This window comes from Kocuria sp. MNB10, assembly GCF_054073685.1.
In genome coordinates this window covers 493487-511613 of the sequence record NZ_CM133411.1, presented here as the reverse complement: position 1 = coordinate 511613, position 18127 = coordinate 493487, and the positions used below count along the sequence as shown (strand labels likewise).

Sequence of the window (18127 nt, the reverse complement as noted above, 5' to 3'; positions counted from 1 at the left end):
GCGGGTCCGGGGTGCCGGGTCAGGGGACCGAGCACGTCCCGTTCGGCGACAACTGCTCCTGCGCCGGTACCTTGAGCGCGGCGGGCACGACCACGGCCGTCCCGACGCCCGCACCGCCGCCCAGCGCGGACACCCCGCCCGCTCGCGCCGCACCCTGGGAACCCACGGTGCCGGGCGTGTCGGCGGACGACGCCGCTGCGTCGCCGCGCACGCCCCCGGCGGCCTGGGCGTCGTCGCCGTTCGCGTTCGCCAGGACCCGGGAGACGTCGGACTGGAATTGCGCGTAGTCCGGATAGGTGGGGAAGGACTGGTCGTAGTAGGGAGGACCCGCCGCGTACGCCTGCAGCTCGTGGTCCTTGGCCTTCGTGGCCACGGTGACCATGGAGCCGATCGAGGACTGCGGGATGTCCGTCTCGAGGATCTGCTGGCCAGAGCTCGCGAGCTCGTCGAACTTGGTGGCCACCGCGACCGGGTTCAGCTGCGCGAGCATCGCGGCCTGGACGCAGCGCTGCCGGGCCTGGCGGTCGTAGTCCGTGGCGCCCTCGCGGGAGCGGGCGTACCACAGGGCGTGGAAGCCGTCCATGTGCTGGGTCCCGGGCTCGATCCACCCCAGGATGGGGTTCTTCAGTCCCGTGTCCAGGTTGGTCCCGCCGCCGATCGGTACGCGGCCACCCACGTTGATGTCGATCCCGCCGAGCGCGTCCACGAGGGACGCGAAGCCGTCCATGTCGATCAGCGCGTACGCCTGGATCTTCAGGCCCGTGACGCCCTCGGCGGCCTCCTTGGTGGCCTGCGCCCCGGGATCGGCGACGTCCGGGTAGAGGTCCTTGTGGTTCTGCATCACGTCCGTGTAGACGGCGTTCATGATGCACTCGTCCCCGCAATTGAACCCCTCGGGGTAGACCGAGTTCATGGGGGAGTCCGCCGGGAACGGGACGTTCTGCAGGTTGCGGGGCAGGGAGATCGTGACCGTCTGTCCCGAGGAGGCGTCGATGCTGAGCACCGTCATGGAGTCCGGGCGGCGGCCCTCGCGGTCGTCACCGGCGTCACCGCCCATGAGCAGGATGTTATAGCGCCCGTCCTCCGGGGCGAACGGCATGCCCCCGCCGAAGATGTCCGAGACCGCGTTGCGGGCCACAGAGACCAGGTGCGCCGCGTAGCCGAGTCCCCCTCCGGTCACGAGCATCGCGAGCACGGTCACGAGCACCACGGCCCGGCGCATCCCGTCCCCGAGCAGCCCGGGTCTGATCAGGCGCAGCGTGTCGAACCACAACAGCACCCACCCGATCGCGAGCGCCACCAGGCCGTACATGAGCACCGCGGAGGTCACGGTGTTGGTCAGCAACCAGATCAGCGCGCTGCGCCACACGACCCACAACAACAGGGCGGCGAGCACGAGCGCCCACACCACGGCGGTCACGCGCACGGCGATCCGCCCCAGGCCGCGTCGGCCCGCCACGAGTTGCGCGGAACCGGGCACGAGCAGCGTGGTACCCAGCAGCCACCAGGCCCGCTTGGTGCGGGTGGCGGGTGCAGCGAACCGGGGACTCCTGAGGGGATCCCCCACGCGGGAACGCGATCGTCGCGGCCCGTCGCCCGGGTGACGCTCGGCGGTGGCGCCCGCGGGCGGCTCGTCCGATGCGGTGTGGGAGCCCGACGCCACGCTCTCGTAGGCCTTGGTGGCCGTGGGATGGGGGGCGGCGTCGTCGGGCCGGTCGCTGGATCCGTTCACGTGCAACTCCGTGCTGAAGGGGAAGTCGGTGTTGCGACGGGCCATGGGTGCGGGCCCGCCGGGCCGGGATCCATCAGAGGAGAACGGATCCCGACCCGATCATTGTGCCTTGTCCGCCTGGGTCCGGGCCGACAATGCACCCCGAAGGGGGTGGCGCTCAGTCCTGGGAGGCGGTTCCGCGGCCCACGGTGTCACGCAGCGCGGAGCCCTTCCGATGCGCCGCCTCCGAGAGCTCCTGTGCGAAATCCCGCAGTCGTTCCCGCAGGTCCTGCCCGGACGCGTCCGGCGCCGATCCCAGCACCCGGGCGGCGAGCAGACCGGCGTTGCGGGCGCCGTTGATCGACACCGTGGCCACGGGAACCCCCGCGGGCATCTGCACGATGGACAGCAGGGAATCCATGCCGTCCAGGGTCTTCAACGCCACGGGCACCCCGATCACGGGCAGCGGCGTGACGGACGCGAGCATACCCGGCAGGTGGGCGGCACCGCCGGCCCCGGCGATGATGACCCGCAGGCCACGCTCGTGGGCGGTACGGCCGTACTCGAGCATCTCGGTGGGCATCCGGTGCGCGGAGACCACGTCCGCCTCGTACGGGACCCCTAGTTCCTCGAGGGCCTCGGCCGCGGCCCGCATGGTGGCCCAGTCCGAGTCCGAGCCCATCACGAGACCCACGCGCGGGGGCTCGTCCTGACCGGACGGGACGGCACCCCACGGCTGCTGCTCGGGAGCATCGGTGACGTCGGTGGGTCGCACGCCGCGGTCCTCGCCGTCGCGCAGGATGCTCGCCGCGTGGGTCGCGATCTGGCGCAACCGCTGGATCTCGTGGGCGCCGCCCACCACGTTGACGTGACCGATCTTGCGCCCCGGGCGCACGGACTTGCCGTAGTTGTGGATTTTGGCGCGGGGTTCCGCGCTCAGTGCTTGCGGATACGCGGCGAAGAGGTCCTGGTTGTCCCCGCCCAGGTAGTTCTTCATCACGGCCGCCCCGGCCACGACGTCCGTGGCGCCCAGGGGCCAGTCCAGCACGGCGCGCAGGTGCTGCTCGAACTGTCCCGTGACGGATCCGTCCATGCTCCAGTGACCCGAGTTGTGGGGGCGCATGGCGAGCTCGTTGACCGCGAAACCCGCGTCCATCCCGGGGGTCTCAAACAGCTCCACGGCCATCACCCCGGTCACGCCCAGTTCCTCGGCCAGCCGGACCGCGGCGTCCTGTGCCGCGCGGGCCACCTGGGGATCCAGGCCGGGGGCGGGGGCGATGACCTCGTCGCACACCCCGGCCACCTGGATGGACTCCACCACGGGCCACGCCACGGTCTGCCCCGAGGGCCGGCGCGCGACCATCGCGGACAGTTCCCGCGAGAACGCGACCGCTTCCTCGGCGAGCAACCCGGCGCCGTCGTCCTGGCCGGTGGCGCGTTCGAACCACTCGGCGGCGGTGCCGGTGCCGGCGTCCTGCGGGCCGTCGACCTTGAGGACGCCCTTGCCGTCGTACCCGCCGCGCGGGGTTTTGAGGATCACGGGCCAACCCACCCGCTCGCCGAACGCCACGAGTTCCTGCGGGGAGTAGACTTCCTGCCACTGCGGATTGGGCAAGCCCAGCTCGGCGACGGCGCGGCGCATCACGAGCTTGTCCTGCGCATGCACCAGGGCGGACGGCCCCGGACGCACCGCCACACCCTGCGCCTCGAGCGCGCGCAGATGCTCGGTGGGAACGTGTTCGTGGTCGAACGTGAGCACATCCACGTCCGCGGCGAAACGCTGCAGGGTCTCGAGATCCGTGTAGTCACCCGTGGGTGCCGTGCGCACCGCGGCCACGGCACTGACCTCCGGGCCCTCGGCCAACACGCGCAGTTCCACGCCGAGAGCGACGGCGGCGGGGGCCATCATGCGGGCCAACTGCCCGCCGCCCACCACACCAATGACAGGACCGGTAATGGGAGAATTCACGGCTTCAGGCTAGCGCCACAGCGGACGTTCAGCCATTTCGGAGTACGATGCACTCAATCATCCTGCGGACGCCACATCATCCGTGTCGTGGCGGGTCACGGGTCGGCGGCGGGCCACGCCGGTGCGGCCGCCCATCCCTCTTCCCCGAGCGTCAGATTGGGATCGAATCTTGAACAAAATGTTTGATCGCGCACACGCGCTGTGGAATCTGTTCGTCAAAGAACTCGCGAAGTTCGGGGTCGTGGGTGCGGCTGCGTTCGCCATCAACGCGGGCCTGGTCTGGGTGCTCATGCACACGCAGTACTTCGCGGAAAGCCACATCAAGGCCAAGGTGGTCGCCACGGTCGTGGCCATCATCTTCTCGTGGGTCGCCAACCGGTTGTGGACCTTCCGGGACAAGCGCCAAGAGGACAAACGCAAGGAACTCGTGCAGTTCCTGGTGGCCAACGGCATCGGCATGGGGATCGAACTCGGGTGCCTCGGGGTCAGCTACTACGTCCTGGGCCTGACCTCCGCGACCGCGTCCTTCATCTCCGGCACGATCATCGGCACCATCCTGGGCACGATCTTCCGCTACTTCGCCTACCGCTTCTGGGTGTTCAGCACCAAGCTGGACCAGGACCCGGACTTCGCGAGCAGCCCGGACCAGGAACTCGCGTTCATCACCGGGCAGATCCCCGTGATCCCGCAGCGCGAGGACAAGACGCCCCGACACAACGACCCGGCATCCCACCACGGGAACCCGGCGCTGCGGCCCGAGGACACGGTGGCGAACACCCTTCCCGAGCAGGACGTGCGCCGCGCGTCCTGATCCGCGAGGACCGTCGAACAGGGCGCCTGCACCAGACAAACGCCGGCCGGACCACCGCCGGTCGCGCGGCCCGGTGCAGGCGCCACCGTGTTTCGGTGTCAACCGCGGGTCGCGCGCTCCTGGTCCAGGACAGCGGCCGTGGCATCCTCGGGACGCGCGGTCAGCACCACCGCCCCACCGCCCGTGATGATTCCCAGGGTCCGCAGGGCCGCGTTCTCGCCCCAACCCTCGGTGAGCGGCAGGTACACGGTGCCCCCGTCGGTTCCGGCGAGCTCCAACGCTCGCGGCAGTACCTCCGCGTGGGTCACCCCGGACGGCAGGGCCACGCTGTCGGGTTCCGGGTTCTCGAGACCCCCGTACATGTCCGGTTGCGCCCGGACCTCGTCGCAGAAGTCCACCGCGCCCTTGGGCAGGGGCCCCGAGCACTCGAAGGCCAGTGCGGGTTCGGCGACCACCAACAGGGTCTGCGCCGCGGCGTCGTCGTCAGGGTGAGACTCCGGGTACGCATGGACCACCGAATCCGGTTCGGGATGACGCGTGAAGTCCACGCGCGCACCCGCGCGTAACGCCGCGAACGTGAGCACCGCGAGTCGCCAGTGCGGCACGGGGGAAATCGTGAGGACGTCGGAGGCGACGACGTCGAGCTCGTCCACGAGCAGCCCGGCGGCCTTCTCGACCCAGTTCACCAGGACCCGCCCGGACAGCTCGACCCGTTCGGCGCCGTCGCGCCAGATCAGAGCGGGGGTGGGGCGCTCGGCCACGGTCTGCAGGGCCTGGGCCAGGTCTGTCGGTGTGCGTCCCACGAGGAAACTCCTTAGGGTATGTGACGGAACCACGGGTTCCCGGGCGGCGCGCCGGTGGACCCGGGAAGCCCAGGATACTCGGCTTGACTCAGTAGGACTTACACGCGTGTAATTAGGGGGTCCACCTGGATATCGACGGTGTACGCCCCTACGTGGCGCACTCGTTTTCGGTCGGGACAACCGGGCTGGTTGAGGGCATTTGAACAGCGAACGCGTGGGACGGAAGGAGCGACATGGGAGAGGCCGCACGCCGCCAGATCGATGCTCGGGAGGACTACGAACCCGGGTCGACCGGGGGTGCAGCTCCCGTGGACTGGTTCGTGGATCCCGTGGATCAAGCCCGGGGGGACTCGGGTGTGACCACACTGGACGATCTCGCCACGGCCTTCCTGGCCGCACACCCCGAGGTCGCCGGGGACGTGCTCCTGCGTTCCGACCGCAAGAAGCCGCGTGAACCGCAACCCCCCGTGAGCACCCCCCAAGACCTGAGCACCACCGAGGTCCACGACGTCCAGAGCGTGGACGCCTCCGTGTGGCAGGCCGTGGCCGGGCTGTACTCCGTGAGCGAGGGCGACGCCGAGGGCGAGCTCGCGTGGCAGACCGACGCCCTGTGCGCCCAGACCGATCCCGAGGCCTTTTTCCCCGAGAAGGGCGGGTCCACCCGGGACGCCAAGCGCGTGTGCGAGGCGTGCCCCGTGAGCGGCAAGTGCCTGGACTACGCCATGGCCAACGACGAGAAGTTCGGGATCTGGGGCGGCCTGTCCGAGCGCGAGCGGCGCAGGCTGCGTCGCCGGGGACGCTGAACCCCGTGGCCGCTCCCGAGACTCCGCGGCGCACGTGCTCCAAGCAGATGTGCAATCGTGACGCGGTGTGCACCCTGACCTATGTCTATTCCGATTCCACCGCGGTGATCGGTGCCCTGTCCGCGCGGCGGGAACCGCACGCGTACGACCTGTGCCCCGTGCACGCGGACTCATTGACGGCACCCAAGGGCTGGCGCGTGGTGCGCCTGGAGTCACCGGACGGCTGGAACCACGACGACCTCGACGCCGTGGTGGAAGCCGTCCGACCGGACGAGGATCCCGCACCCCACCGCACGGCGCGCGGTACGTTCCTGGGCGCCGTGCGACCGCCCGGGGCTGCGCGACCCTCGGGCCCGTCCCGGTCACGGGGTCCCGTGTTGCGCGACGTCTCCTACCAGGGCCGCGATGACGAATCCCGGGCAGACGCCGATTCCGGCCCCGCGGGCGACTCCGGTTCCGCCGAAATGCCCCGTTCCGAGGGCTCCGCGGGCGCCAATGGCGCGCGCCCGGCGCGTCATGTTCCCATGGGCCGTTCCGGGGCGAATACCGGCTATTCTGTAGCGACGCGTACGATTGCGAACGCAAATACGCAGGTGGGGCAGCGCATGGACTCCGTCCCCCTCCCCGCAGCCCTGCGCACCCCGCACTGGCGGCGGCCGTAACCCGGTTGCCCCGTCCGGGTGGGCTGCGAGACCGTGATTCCCACGGCCGCCGTTCTCCCCCCGATGTGAGGTGCCCATGAGACTCCCTTCCCACCACCGCGATCCGCTGCCCGGGACACCGCGCGAGCCCGCGCGTCCCGCCGGGGCGAGCGCGCGGCGTCGTCGTCCGGGCATCGTGTGCCTCGCTCTCGCGGGGCTCCTGGGCCTGAGCGCGTGCGCCGGGGGGAACGACGCCACCCCGGCAGCGCCGTCGTCCGCCGCCGCCGCTCCATCGAGTACCGCGCCCACGAAGAGTTTCGGGACCGTGCGGGTCGAGGTGAGCCCGGCCGCCGACACGAGCATGGTCAACCCCGTGGACCCCGTGGTCGTCACAGCGGACGGCGGGGAACTCACGGACGTGACCGTGAGCGCCGCGGGCTCGGGGGAGCGGGTCGAGGGCGAACTCGCGCAGGACGGCCACGAGTGGCGCTCGAAGGCGCCCCTTGCGTTCGACGAGACCTACACGGTGGACTACACCGCGCGCTCCGGGGACCGGGACAGCACGGGGCAGTCCGTGTTCAGCACGGTGGACGCCGCCCACGAGGCGGACGTGGCCCTCAACGTCAAGGACGGGCAGACCTACGGCGTGTGGCAGGTCGTGGAGTTCAACTTCTCCGAGCCCGTCATGAACAAGGACGAGGTCGAGAAGGCCGTGACCGTGGACGGGGCGCACCGCGACGGCGCGTTCCGGTGGTACTCGGACCGCAAACTGCGCTTCCGCCCGGAGCAACCGTGGGACCCGAACTCCAAGGTCACGGTCACCGTTAACATCCTGGGCAAGGATCTGGGCAACGGGATGATCGGCAACGGCAACGAGACGGTGTCGTTCAGCACCGGTGCCGAGCAGCGGGTGTTCGTGGACAACAACACCAAGACCCTCGTGGCCTACGTGAACGGCAAGGAGACCGGTCGCTGGCCCGTGACCCTGGGCAACCCGGACTGGCCGTCCACCACGGGCAAGAAGGTCATCATCGAGCAAGCGGCCTCCTACGAGTTCAAGGCGTCGTCGCTGAACCTCAAGCCCGGCGACCCCCACTACTACCCGCCGTTCGACGCGTCCAACGTGTCCCGGCTGACGTGGAGCGGCGAGTTCATCCACCAGGCGCTGCCGTCCGCGATGCCCGTGCTGGGCGTGGCCAACGTGTCCCACGGGTGCGTGGGGATGCCGCCGGAGGGTGCGGCCTACATTTTTGAGACCTTCCGCCCGGGTGACATGGTGGAGGTGGTCAACACTGACTACCCCCAGGCCGATCCCGACGATGGCTACGGGGACTGGAACATCCCGTTCGAGCACTACTCGGACGAGGACTGGCACGGAAACTGGTGATACAGCCCGGTGAGCTCCTCCATCCCACGCGGCCCCTGGCCCCGCCCCACCGCGGTGCAGCGCATCCTCCAGGGATTCCTGGCACTCACTCTGCCCGTCCTGCTCGTGGCGCTGGGGGTACGACTCGTGGCCACCCCGGTCTTCCTGTGGCTCGAGTACCACCGCCCCGGCTTCCCTGCTGACCACTGGGGGATGAGCACGCAGGAACGGATGACGTTCGGTTCCTACGGGATGGACTACATCATGAACCTGGCCCCGCCCGAGTACTTGGGCGGTCTGGTGAGCAGCGAGGGTGGCATGGCGTTCACCCCGGCGGAGGTCTCTCACATGCGGGACGTCCAGCACGTGATGTACTGGGGGCTGCTGATCGCGTTCGTCCTGCTCGTGCTGAGCGTCCTGGCGGCCTGGTACCTGCACCGGGCGACCCCGGGGACCGCCTCTTCCGCGTGGTTCGCGGGCTCGTGGCTCACCGTGGTCCTGTTGCTGCTCACGGCCGTGTTCGCGGTGGTGGGGTGGCAGAGCTTCTTCACGGCGTTCCACTCCTTGTTCTTCAGCTCCGGGACGTGGACCTTCAGCATCTCGGACACCCTGATCCGACTCTATCCCACCCAGTTCTGGATCGACGCCGCGATCGCCGTGGCGCTCGTGGCGCTCATCGGGGCGTTCGCGGTCATGCTCGCCACGACCCGCCGGATGCGGGCGGCACGCTCCTTCAGATCCACGAGGTGAACCACATCCGCCAGCGCCAGTGCTCGTAGGGAATGGTCTGGGCGGTCCACACGGGCCAGAAGAACACCGCGAGCACCACCACGAGCAGCAGGAACACCAGGCTCACCCTGCGCCAGCGTCGCGCCCACACCGGTGAGATCACCTGCTCGTGCACCGCGGCGGACGGCGTGCCCGCGGTGGCACCCAGGCGGGGGACCGCGAGCTTGCCTGTGAGCACCCCGATCGCCCCCGTGATCAGCAGGACCATGGCGGGGAAGTAGGACAGCGCGTAGAAGAAGAACATTGTGCGTTCCGGGTAGAGGAACCACGGGAGGTAACCGGCCGCGTACACGCCCACGAGGGCACCGAAGCGCCAGTCACGGAGCACCGCCCACAACCACAGTCCCAGCGGCACCGCCAGGATCCCCACCCACCACACGGCGGGGTTGCCCAGGTTGAGGATGGCCTGGCTGCACGACTCCACCGTGCAGCCGTCCACGCCTCGTCCGGGGGATTCGTAGAAGTAGGACGTGGGGCGGGCCATGACCGGCCACGTGGCCGGGCCGGCCATGTACGTGTGGTGCGAGGACAGCCCCGCGTGGAACGAATAGGCCGCCACGTGGTACTCCCACAGGGAACGTAGGGCGGGCGGGAGCCACTGCGGGCCGTCGCCCGGGTTCAGCTCGGCCCAGTTGCGGTTGTAGCCCGTGCTCGTGGTGAGCCACCCGGTCCACGTGATCACGTACACCACCGCGCCCACGCCGATCATGCTCAGGAATCCGGCCCTTCACAGATGAGCATGGGTAGCGGTGTGCGCGTGGGCGTCTCGAGGGGTGTGTTGTGAGGTCTGGGTAGAGGTCGAGGCCTCCAGGATGGGTAGCGACCAAGCAACCCGATCCATGAAGGCCTCGACGTGTCTCATGCTATCTGCGCGCCCGCGTGCGCGCTCTTCGACCTGCCCGACGTCCATGTCAGGGCCGTGGAACGCGGACCACGCTCGTTCACCGTGGTGGTGGAGACTTCTCCGACGCTGGTGGGGTGCCCGTCCTGCGGGGTGCTCGCCACCGGCCACGGCCGCCGGGAGGTCGTGCTCCACGATCTGCCCTGCGCTGGGGTGCCCGTGCGGGTGGTGTGGCGCAAGCGGATCTTCAGGTGCCGGGAGGACGCCTGCGAGGTCGTGACGTTCAGCGAGGTCCACGAGCTGGCCGCGCCGCGGGCCAAGCTCACCACCCGCGCGATCGCCTGGGCGGTGACGCAGCTGCGCTCCCACGACATCGCGGTCTCCGCCCTGGCGGACATGCTCGGAGTCGCCTGGAACACCGTCTGGCACGCCGTGGCCCCGGTCATCGAAGGCCAGCTGGCCGCGGAGGATCGGCTGGCCGGGGTGGACGCCCTCGGTGTCGACGAGCACGTGTGGCGCCACGTGGGTCCACCCGGCACCGGGCTGGTCACCGGGATCGTGGACCACTCCCGCGGCGAGGACGGCCGGCCCCGGGCGCGACTGCTGGACCTGGTCAAGGGGCGCACGGGGGCGGCCTACGGCGACTGGCTCACCGAGCAGGGTCCGGCGTTCACGAGCGGGATCCGCACGGCGACGCTGGACCCGTTCCACGGCTACGCCAACGCCATCCGCGACGAACTCCCTGAGGCGATCACCGTCCTGGACGCCTTCCACGTGGTGAAACTCGGTGGGCAGGTCGTGGACGAGGTGCGTCGTCGGGTGCAGCAGGACACCCTGGGCCACCGGGGCCGGGCCGGGGACCCGCTCTACGGGATCCGCCGCACCTTGCAGATCGGCGCCGAGCACCTCACCGCCAAACAGATCACCCGGCTCAACACCAAGCTTGAGGCCGGGGACCCGCACCACGAGGTGACCCTGGCCTGGCACTGCTATCAGAAGCTGCGTGCGATCTACCACGCCCGCCCCGAGACCGGCCGCCGGCTGGTCGCCGAGATCCTTGCCGCCTTCCCGTCCTGCCCGATCCCGGAGATCGCCCGGCTCGGGCGGACCCTGCGCCGGTGGAAGGCCGCGATCCTGGCCTACTTCGACACCGCCGGGGCCTCCAACGGGCCCACCGAGGCCGTGAACGGGGTGATCGAGACGATGCGCCGGGTCGCCCGCGGCTTCCGGAACTTCGACAACTACCGCCTACGCGCCCTGCTCGCCGCCGGCGGACACCGGCCGTGGCGCAAGACCCCTACCCATGCTCATCTGTGAAGGGCCAGGAATCCCCACGGGCCGTCCTTGAGCACCGCACCGGCGAACCAGTTCTTGACCCCGGCGATCCGCCGCGCGTTCATGTCCCACAGCACCGCCAGGATCCCGAGCGCGGCGATGCTGAACAGCGCGTTCCACTTCACGGCCGCGGCCGCACCGCACGCCACGCCCGCGGCGATCCGCCACCACCGCGCGCCCAACCACGGGCCCAGGACGCCGCCGGGGCTGCGGGCGAGCAGGCGGCGTCGACCGTCGTCGCGGTCCAACAGGACGAAGACGAAGGCGAGCAACAGGAAGAACATGAGGAAGACGTCCAGCAGGGCCAGGCGGGACTCCACGAGGTGCAGCCCGTCCAGGGAGGTCAGCACACCGGCGATCGTGGCCAGGGTGACCGAGCGGAACAACAACCATCCCGCGCACCAGATCACCGCGATGGACGCCGTGCCGAACAGGGCCGCGGAGAAGCGCCACCCGAACGGGTCGTCCGCGCCGAACAACCACAGCCCGATCGCGATGAGCCACTTGCCCAGGGGCGGGTGCACCACGAAAGAGGGGTGACCCTGTGTGTCCGGGATGTTCCCGGAGACGAAACCCTCGTCCGCGCCCTCGGGCCATTGCTGCTCCGTGCCGTGGAGCAGCAGCGAGTAGGCGTCCTTGAGGTAGTACGTCTCGTCGAAGACCACGGCGTGCGGCCACGACAGGTGCACGAAGCGCAGCACCCCGCCCAGCAGGGTCACGAGCGCCAGGGGGACCCACCAGTACCGGGGCAACCGGGTGACCGCAGGGAGCAGGCGGTCGCGCACGGAGGGGGCCACGGGTGCGGTCGAGGCGGGGGAGAAGACAGTCGAGGGCACGGATCCCATCGTAGGGTGCACCCCTGGAGATTCAGCCCGGCCACGGTGGCGTCACCGCGTTCGACCGGCGGACCTTCGTAGAGTGGACGGGTGAGTTCACAGACATCGACGACCACCCCCGGCACCGAGGACCACCGCCCCGGTGCCGTGGTGGTCGTGGGCACCCCCATCGGCAACCTCTCGGACGCGTCCCAGCGGCTCAAGGACATCCTGCACACCGCGGACGTGCTGGCCGTGGAGGACACCCGCACCCTGCACCGCCTGGCCTCCGGGCTCGGCGTGACCGTGACCGGGCGGGTGGTCACCCACCACGAACACAATGAGAACGCGCGCACCGGCGAACTGCTGGACGAGGTGCGCCGCGGTCGGACCGTGGCCGTGCTCTCCGACGCGGGCATGCCCACGGTCTCCGACCCCGGGTTCCCGCTCGTGCGCGCCGCGGCCGAGGCGGACCTGCCCGTGAGCGTGCTCCCCGGGCCCTCGGCGGTCCTCGCGGCGCTCGCGGTCTCCGGGCTGCCCACCGACCGGTTCACGTTCGAGGGCTTCCTGCCGCGTAAGACGGGCGAGCGTGCGGCCCACCTCGCGACCCTGCGGGACGAACCCCGCACCATGGTCTTCTACGAGTCCCCGCACCGTCTCGCGGAGATGCTCACCGCGCTGCGGGACGCCCTGGGCGCGGACCGGCGCGCGGCCGTGTGCCGCGAGCTGACCAAGCTGCATGAAGAGGTGCTGCGCGATGACCTCGCGGGTCTGGTCGAGTGGGCCGCGAACAACCAGGTGCGCGGGGAGATCGTGGTGGTCGTGCATGGTGCCCCACCGGCCGCGGCTCCCGAGCCCGAGGACCTCGTTCAGGAGGTCGAGCACCTCGTGGCCGCGAGCGACGTCAAGCTCAAGGCCGCCGCGCGCGAAGTGGCCACCGCGCACGGGGTGAGCACACGCAAGCTCTACGACGCCGTGATCACCGCGCGCGGTCAGAACTGACCCGACCCGCGGTAACGACGCGCAGATATGTAGGACGACCGTCTCGCCGACGAGTGCCCCTCGGGTCGGACTTGCCGGTCTCCGTGCAGTGATGACGGCGCGGCCCCGGCCTCCGCGCGGGCGGGACGGACCCGCCCGCGCGGCGTCGTGGTCACCCGCGCGGGCCGCTCCACAGAGACGCCGGCCACCAGTCGGCGCGCAGCCGCCCGCCGCGCGAGGCCCGCTTCCGGAACTCGTCCCGGACCAGCGTGAGGTCCTCCGGCGTGGTCCGCGGGGTCCAGCGGGAGTCCGGGGCGCCGTAGCTCGCGGATTCCAGGTCCGCGACGAGGTGATCCACGGCGGTCTGCGCACCCGGTAGCCCCGCCGCGAGCCGGCGTGCCCGCACGCGGGGCGTGTCGGACGCGGGGGAGGTGACGCCGTGGTCCTCGGCGAGCGCGCGGAACTCGTCCCACGCGGCGTTGGCCCGGCGCTGCGGGGTCAGGGACGCGTCCTGCAGTGCCGCGAGTCGAGCCCGACGACGCCGCCCGCGCACCACCCGCGGCGCCGCCACGAGGGCCAGCAGCGCGAGCAGACCGAGCATCCCGGTCACGAGCCACCACGGCACCGCAGCGGTGGTCGGCACCGCCTCGTCCTGGGGTGGTGGCTCCTGCGAGGGGTCGTCCCCCGGTTGTTCACTCGGTTGATCGGACGGCTGGTCGGAGGGTTCCTCGCTGGGCTGTTGCTCGGGCTCGTCGCTCGGCGCCGCGGTCTCCTCCGGGGTCTCCGGGCCCTCCCCACCCTGGTCCTGGGCCGAATCCGGCGCGTAATCGGGGGTGCTGGGCACCCCGGGGGTGGGCTCGAAACGGACCCAGCCCACGCCCTCGAAGTACAGCTCGGGCCACGCGTGGGAATCGCCCGTGCTCACGGGGAAGGAACGGCCGCCGTCCGGGCCCTCGACCGGGGCGGTGGGCAGGTAACCCACAGCGACCCGCGCGGGGATACCCACTTCCCGGGCCATGAGGGCCATGGCCGGGGCGAAATGCCCCGAGTACCCCGTGCGGGTGCGCATGAATTCGTCGAGCGATCCCATCCCGCCGGCGTCGTAGCCCTGGGCGAGCGGCGCGGTCACGTCGTAGCGGAAGCCGTCGCGCAGGTGGTTCTGGATCGCGAGGGCGCGGTCGTAGTCCGTGTCCGCACCCTCGGTGAACGTGCGCGCGGCGTCCGCGACCGATTGCGGGCGGTTTGCGGGCAGCCGCAGGTAGTCGCCGAGCTGCGGGTCCGACGCCGCCGACGGTGCCGTCCGCAGTGCCTCCGGGGTGGCTCGTGACAGCGCGGACGTGACCGTGTACTCGGCCCCGGACATTCCCGTGGACTCGCTGAAGATGGACAGGTCGCGGGGATTCCACGCCCACCCCTCGTCACCGAGTCCACTCACGGCCACCGGGGCGTAGGGTGCTGGCAGCCAGTGCTCGGAGAAGTCGTCGAACATGACCTTGGCCGAGACCTCGGTGCCGCGGGGGACCGGGTTGCGCGCGGCGTCGGCCAGACCCGACAGATCGCCGTCCAGGTTCTCGACGTCCGGGAACCACTCGTCCTGGTCGAAATCGGAAAGGGTGAGCAACCGCATGTATTGGGGCTGGTCGTCCGAGGTCGTGTACGAGAACCGCCGGGTGTGCTCGACCGAGCGCAGGTCCTGACCCACCGCGCGCAGCGGGCCCACCCCGGAGGCGCGCTCCGCGGTGAACGAGCTGCCCTGTGGGAAGGCCCCGTTGAAGAATCCGGGCATGACTGCGGGGACGAACAGCACCACCGCGAGTACACCGGCGATGACGAGCAGGGCGCGGGGGAGTCCTCCCGGGGTCGGGGCGATGCGCTGGGCGCGCGTGGCACCCCAGAACCGTGAACCGGCCAGCAGCGCCAGGGCGGCGAGCGCGGCCGCGGCCAGACCGAGGGCAGTGACGCTGCCCGGCAGGGTCAGCGCGGGGAGCACGAGCAGCGCCAGGACCCCCAGGCATGCGAGCCCGGCCATGCGTAGGCCCACGAGCACGGTTTCCATGAACACGGTCACCAGCCCCACCAGGGTGCACAGCACGAAGGCCAGCCCGGGGTTCGGGCCGTAGGGGGCGGCGTCGCGGGAGATGAAGTCGCCGGAGGAACGCCACAGCTCACCGGCCGCGGTGAAGGTCTCCCCGGTGGGGATGAAGCCCAGCAGGGCGTGGGAAGGCAGGTGCACCACGGTCAACGCGAGCAACAGGGCGGCCAGGCCCAGGACCGTGACGAGAGGTGAGGGCACGCGCAACCAGCGGGCCGCGCCCGTGACCACGAGCACCGTGAGCACGGTGGCCGCCACGGAGGGCAGCCACCACAGGCCGTTCAGCGCACCGGCCATGCCCACGCAGCCCAGGGCGATCGCGGTGAGCAGAAGCAGACTGAGTTCGATCACGCGGGGCCGGGGCGGACGCGCTCCCTGGATGTGCTGATCGTGCGGAGTGCGGGAGTGGCCGGCGGAGCTCCGGCCGTCCGGAGCGGCCCGGAGACCGGTGGCGTCGGGGGTTACCGAGCGGCCCTGAGCCGTGGGCGCCGCGGTGGCGGTCGCAGCCGCGGCGGGGGTGGCGTCGTGGTCCGCGTGGGGCGTGGGATCGGGGGCGCTCATGCGGTGGCCCTCCCTCGGGCGCGGCCCATCATCTCGTCCATGCGCAGCTGTCGGGCACCGGGGTCGGGCGGCGGCGGAGTCAGCAGGGTGGCGCCGCGGGTGGTCGCGAGCCATGCGGCGTCCACGTCCGTCCAGCGCGTCACCAACACCACGGACCACCCCGCGGACTCGAACACCGCGGCGCTGTCGGGGCGGTGCGCGGGGGCGTCGATCACCATGATGACCGAACACACCGTGCTCGCCGCCGCTGCCGTGACGTAGCGCCGCGCGGCCGCTGGGGAGAGTCGGCCCGTGAGCAGCAACAACGGGTGGGAGAGCCCTTCCCGTTCGAGGCGCTCGGTCAGGGGATCGGTCGACGCCTCGGATTCGGGCCGGCTCACGAGGGCCGCTCGGGAGAGGCCGTGGACGACTTCCGTGGCGGTGTCGTCGGTGACGTCCGTATCCCGCAGGTCGGCCACCGGTGCCTCGCCGCGGGGCATTGCGCGGCCCTGGTCGTCGAGCGCGTGCACCACGGTCTCGCGGCGCGTGAGGTGCTCGATCACGGACGCCGCCGCGCGCACCGCCCACTCGAACTCCTCGGTGGATTCGAGCACACCGGCCCACACACGAGCGCCCGGCCAGTGTTCGGCCGCGGAGTCCAGGACCACGACGGCGCTGCGCGTGCTGCGCGGGTCCTCCTGGCGCACCATGAGCTGGCCGTGCTTGGCGGACGCCGCCCAGTGCACCCGGCGCATGGGGTCACCGTGGCGGTACTCGCGGGTCATCACGTTGTCGGGTCCCGGTTGCGGTTGGGCGCGCCGGGACGGGTCGTTGCCAGATTCACGCGCCATGGTAGCCCCGTGCTCGGTGAGGTCCTCGGGTTCCGGGGCCACGTACAGCGACGTCCGCTCGGCCACGTCCAGCAGTTCGGTCACCACGCCGAACGGGTCGCCCACGCGCACCGTGGCCGGACCCAGTTCGTGGATCCCCCGACGCCGCGGGCGCACCGTGTACGTGACCGGCGCCCCGGACACCGGTACCGAGACGTCCTGGTCCCGGCCCAGTAGGGGGTCCACGGTCTCGTGCACGTCCACCGCGGCGACGGCGCTCGTGCGGCCCGAGCGGAGGGTGCCCTTGCGGTCCGCGTCGGTGGTGTCCGGGCCTGCCCCGCGGCCGGGGTTCGCGGCATCCGCCGGGCCATTGCCCATGCCACCCGTCAGGCCGCCTCCCGCTGTGCCCATGTCGTGGACCGCGGGGTCCACCGGGTCGTGGGTGGAGCCTGCTCGACCGGCACCCGAGGTGCGGTTGCGCGCGGAGAAGGCGGAGCGACGTCGTACGCGCAGGGCCACCTGGGCGGCGTCGCCGAGCGTGACGAGCGGCGGGTCCACCGAACGTTTGAGCAGGACGCGAGGTTTGACGAGCCACATGGCCAGGGAGGACAGCAGCGGCACCATGCCCAGGAACAGGGACAGCGCCAGGACGTCCTTGCGGCCGAGCCACGTGGCGGCGGCCAGGCATAGCACGGCTGCCGCCAGGAAACACCACCCGCGCACCGTGAACTTGGCGCGTGAGTCCACCCGCGCCTCGGGAGCCGCAGCCTTCATCGGGTCTGGGGGGCGTCTTCGGTGGGGACGCGGACGTCGGAGAGGATCGTGCGCACGATGTCCTGGGCGCTGTCCGCGCCCGAGCGACGCTCGAGGAGCAGGCGGTGGGAGAGTACGGCCACCGCGACGTCCTTGATGTCGTCCGGCAGCACGTGGTCGCGTCCGGCCAGGGCGGCCTGCGCGCGGGCGGCCGCCTGCAACTGCAGGGCCGCGCGGGGGCTCGCGCCCAGGCGCAGGTGCGGGTGCGTGCGGGTGGCTTGGCACAGTGCCACCACGTAGCGGCGCACCGGGGTGGACACGTGCAGCGAGGCCACGTGGCGTACGAGGTCGCGGGCCTCCTCGATGTCCACGACCGGCCCGAGACCCGTCAACGGGGAGCCTGCGCCGTGATCGCGCAGCATGGCGACCTCGGCGTCCGCGTCCGGGTAGCCCATGGAGATCCGCGCCATGAACCGGTCCCGCTGGGCCTCCGGGAGGGGGAACGTGCCGTCCATCTCCACCGGGTTCTGGGTGGCCACGACCATGAACGGTTCGGCCAGCCGGTACGTGGTGCCGTCCGCCGTGACCTGGCCCTCCGCCATGGCCTCCAGCAGCGCGGACTGGGTCTTGGCCGAAGCGCGGTTGATCTCGTCCCCGATCACCACGTTCGCGAACACCGGGCCGGGTTTGAACTCGAACTGGTTGCGGGTCTGGTCGTACACCGACACGCCCGTGATGTCCGCGGGGAGCAGGTCCGGGGTGAACTGGATCCGGTTGATCGTCCCACCCACCGCGCCGGCCAGGGTACGGGCCAGCATGGTCTTGCCCACGCCCGGGACGTCCTCGACCAACAGGTGGCCGCCGGCCAGCAGGGTCAGCAGGGCCGTGCGGGTCTCGGCGGGTTTGCCGTCGATGACCGAGTTCATACGGTCAAGGATGGCCTTGGTGCGGGCGGCGAACTGCTCCATTATTTCCTCGTCTCACGGGCAGGGGGATCCGGGGGTGTTTGTCCCCATGTTCGCAGGTATTTGCCAGGTGCGGGTGCAT

15 protein-coding genes and 1 pseudogene are annotated in these 18127 nt (G+C 71.0%); 7 read left to right on the top strand and 9 right to left on the bottom strand.

Annotation, left to right across the window (positions count from 1 at the left end):
* Positions 1-19 precede the first annotated feature (19 nt).
* The 3 genes and pseudogenes from ACW9PK_RS02275 to ACW9PK_RS02265 all read right to left on the bottom strand — a co-directional run.
* Positions 20-1732, bottom strand: a complete 1713-nt coding sequence (locus ACW9PK_RS02275) for an LCP family protein (protein ID WP_144998750.1) — start codon at positions 1730-1732, stop codon at positions 20-22.
* Positions 1733-1889: 157 nt separating this feature from the next.
* A complete protein-coding gene (gene purE, locus ACW9PK_RS02270; protein WP_457017151.1) occupies positions 1890-2366 on the bottom strand; it encodes a 5-(carboxyamino)imidazole ribonucleotide mutase in 477 nt (158 codons plus the stop codon).
* Positions 2367-2498: 132 nt separating this feature from the next.
* Positions 2499-3620: pseudogene (locus ACW9PK_RS02265) on the bottom strand (5-(carboxyamino)imidazole ribonucleotide synthase); the annotation flags it as partial.
* A 238-nt stretch (positions 3621-3858) separates the two neighbouring features.
* Between ACW9PK_RS02265 and ACW9PK_RS02260 the strand changes: the two are divergent.
* Positions 3859-4491, top strand: a complete 633-nt coding sequence (locus ACW9PK_RS02260) for a GtrA family protein (RefSeq protein ID WP_457016357.1) — start codon at positions 3859-3861, stop codon at positions 4489-4491.
* 98 nt (positions 4492-4589) lie between these two features.
* Here the strand turns inward: ACW9PK_RS02260 and ACW9PK_RS02255 are convergent, their stop codons facing one another.
* Positions 4590-5294: a TIGR03089 family protein gene (locus ACW9PK_RS02255; RefSeq protein WP_457016356.1), complete on the bottom strand. Its 705-nt coding sequence runs from the start codon at positions 5292-5294 to the stop codon at positions 4590-4592.
* Positions 5295-5527: 233 nt separating this feature from the next.
* Here ACW9PK_RS02255 and ACW9PK_RS02250 point away from each other — a divergent pair, with 233 nt between their 5' ends.
* The 4 genes from ACW9PK_RS02250 to ACW9PK_RS02235 all read left to right on the top strand — a co-directional run bounded on the left by ACW9PK_RS02250 (position 5528) and on the right by ACW9PK_RS02235 (position 8854).
* Positions 5528-6097, top strand: coding sequence for a WhiB family transcriptional regulator (locus ACW9PK_RS02250; protein ID WP_064846188.1), 570 nt, complete (start codon positions 5528-5530; stop codon positions 6095-6097).
* 5 nt (positions 6098-6102) lie between these two features.
* Positions 6103-6759 (top strand): DUF3499 domain-containing protein, encoded by a 657-nt coding sequence (locus tag ACW9PK_RS02245; protein ID WP_260850662.1) that lies wholly within the window; start codon positions 6103-6105, stop codon positions 6757-6759.
* A 76-nt stretch (positions 6760-6835) separates the two neighbouring features.
* Entirely contained in the window at positions 6836-8125 is a 1290-nt protein-coding gene (locus ACW9PK_RS02240; protein ID WP_144998756.1) for a L,D-transpeptidase, read from the top strand.
* A 9-nt stretch (positions 8126-8134) separates the two neighbouring features.
* The gene (locus ACW9PK_RS02235) at positions 8135-8854 is read left to right on the top strand and encodes a TIGR01906 family membrane protein (protein ID WP_368835747.1); all 720 of its coding nucleotides are present in this window, start codon (positions 8135-8137) and stop codon (positions 8852-8854) included.
* Here the strand turns inward: ACW9PK_RS02235 and ACW9PK_RS02230 are convergent.
* Entirely contained in the window at positions 8838-9593 is a 756-nt protein-coding gene (locus tag ACW9PK_RS02230; RefSeq protein WP_457016355.1) for a hypothetical protein, read from the bottom strand. The two genes, ACW9PK_RS02235 and ACW9PK_RS02230, sit on opposite strands and share 17 nt — an antisense overlap.
* A gap of 153 nt (positions 9594-9746) precedes the next feature.
* On the opposite strand from ACW9PK_RS02230, the gene ACW9PK_RS02225 reads away from it, so the two are divergent.
* Positions 9747-11051 (top strand): ISL3 family transposase, encoded by a 1305-nt coding sequence (locus ACW9PK_RS02225; protein ID WP_457015429.1) that lies wholly within the window; start codon positions 9747-9749, stop codon positions 11049-11051.
* Here the strand turns inward: ACW9PK_RS02225 and ACW9PK_RS02220 are convergent.
* A complete protein-coding gene (locus ACW9PK_RS02220; RefSeq protein WP_457016354.1) occupies positions 11042-11905 on the bottom strand; it encodes a phospholipid carrier-dependent glycosyltransferase in 864 nt (287 codons plus the stop codon). The two genes, ACW9PK_RS02225 and ACW9PK_RS02220, sit on opposite strands and share 10 nt — an antisense overlap.
* A 90-nt stretch (positions 11906-11995) precedes the next feature.
* On the opposite strand from ACW9PK_RS02220, the gene rsmI reads away from it, so the two are divergent.
* The gene (rsmI, locus tag ACW9PK_RS02215) at positions 11996-12886 is read left to right on the top strand and encodes a 16S rRNA (cytidine(1402)-2'-O)-methyltransferase (RefSeq protein ID WP_368835749.1); all 891 of its coding nucleotides are present in this window, start codon (positions 11996-11998) and stop codon (positions 12884-12886) included.
* A gap of 151 nt (positions 12887-13037) precedes the next feature.
* Here rsmI and ACW9PK_RS02210 read toward each other — a convergent pair whose 3' ends face one another.
* The 3 genes from ACW9PK_RS02210 to ACW9PK_RS02200 are packed head-to-tail and all read right to left on the bottom strand — an operon-like array spanning position 13038 to position 18048.
* Positions 13038-15518 carry a transglutaminaseTgpA domain-containing protein gene (locus ACW9PK_RS02210; RefSeq protein ID WP_457016353.1) on the bottom strand — a complete coding sequence of 827 codons (2481 nt, stop codon included), beginning with the start codon at positions 15516-15518 and terminating at the stop codon, positions 13038-13040.
* Positions 15515-17101: a DUF58 domain-containing protein gene (locus ACW9PK_RS02205; RefSeq protein WP_457016352.1), complete on the bottom strand. Its 1587-nt coding sequence runs from the start codon at positions 17099-17101 to the stop codon at positions 15515-15517. Before ACW9PK_RS02205 ends, ACW9PK_RS02210 begins: the two co-directional genes overlap by 4 nt.
* The gene (locus ACW9PK_RS02200) at positions 17098-18048 is read right to left on the bottom strand and encodes an AAA family ATPase (RefSeq protein ID WP_457016351.1); all 951 of its coding nucleotides are present in this window, start codon (positions 18046-18048) and stop codon (positions 17098-17100) included. The genes ACW9PK_RS02205 and ACW9PK_RS02200 overlap by 4 nt, the downstream gene beginning before the upstream one ends.
* Positions 18049-18127: the final 79 nt, after the last annotated feature.

What these genes read in the sequence shown, in the direction of transcription:
- purE (WP_457017151.1), bottom strand. Translation starts at nt 2,366, where the DNA reads ATGCGGGCCGCGGCCGAGGCCCTCGAGGAACTAGGGGTCCCGTACGAG.
- ACW9PK_RS02205 (WP_457016352.1), bottom strand. Translation starts at nt 17,101, where the DNA reads ATGAAGGCTGCGGCTCCCGAGGCGCGGGTGGACTCACGCGCCAAGTTC.
- ACW9PK_RS02260 (WP_457016357.1), top strand. Translation starts at nt 3,859, where the DNA reads ATGTTTGATCGCGCACACGCGCTGTGGAATCTGTTCGTCAAAGAACTC.
- ACW9PK_RS02210 (WP_457016353.1), bottom strand. Translation starts at nt 15,518, where the DNA reads ATGAGCGCCCCCGATCCCACGCCCCACGCGGACCACGACGCCACCCCC.
- ACW9PK_RS02250 (WP_064846188.1), top strand. Translation starts at nt 5,528, where the DNA reads ATGGGAGAGGCCGCACGCCGCCAGATCGATGCTCGGGAGGACTACGAA.
- ACW9PK_RS02200 (WP_457016351.1), bottom strand. Translation starts at nt 18,048, where the DNA reads ATGGAGCAGTTCGCCGCCCGCACCAAGGCCATCCTTGACCGTATGAAC.
- ACW9PK_RS02240 (WP_144998756.1), top strand. Translation starts at nt 6,836, where the DNA reads ATGAGACTCCCTTCCCACCACCGCGATCCGCTGCCCGGGACACCGCGC.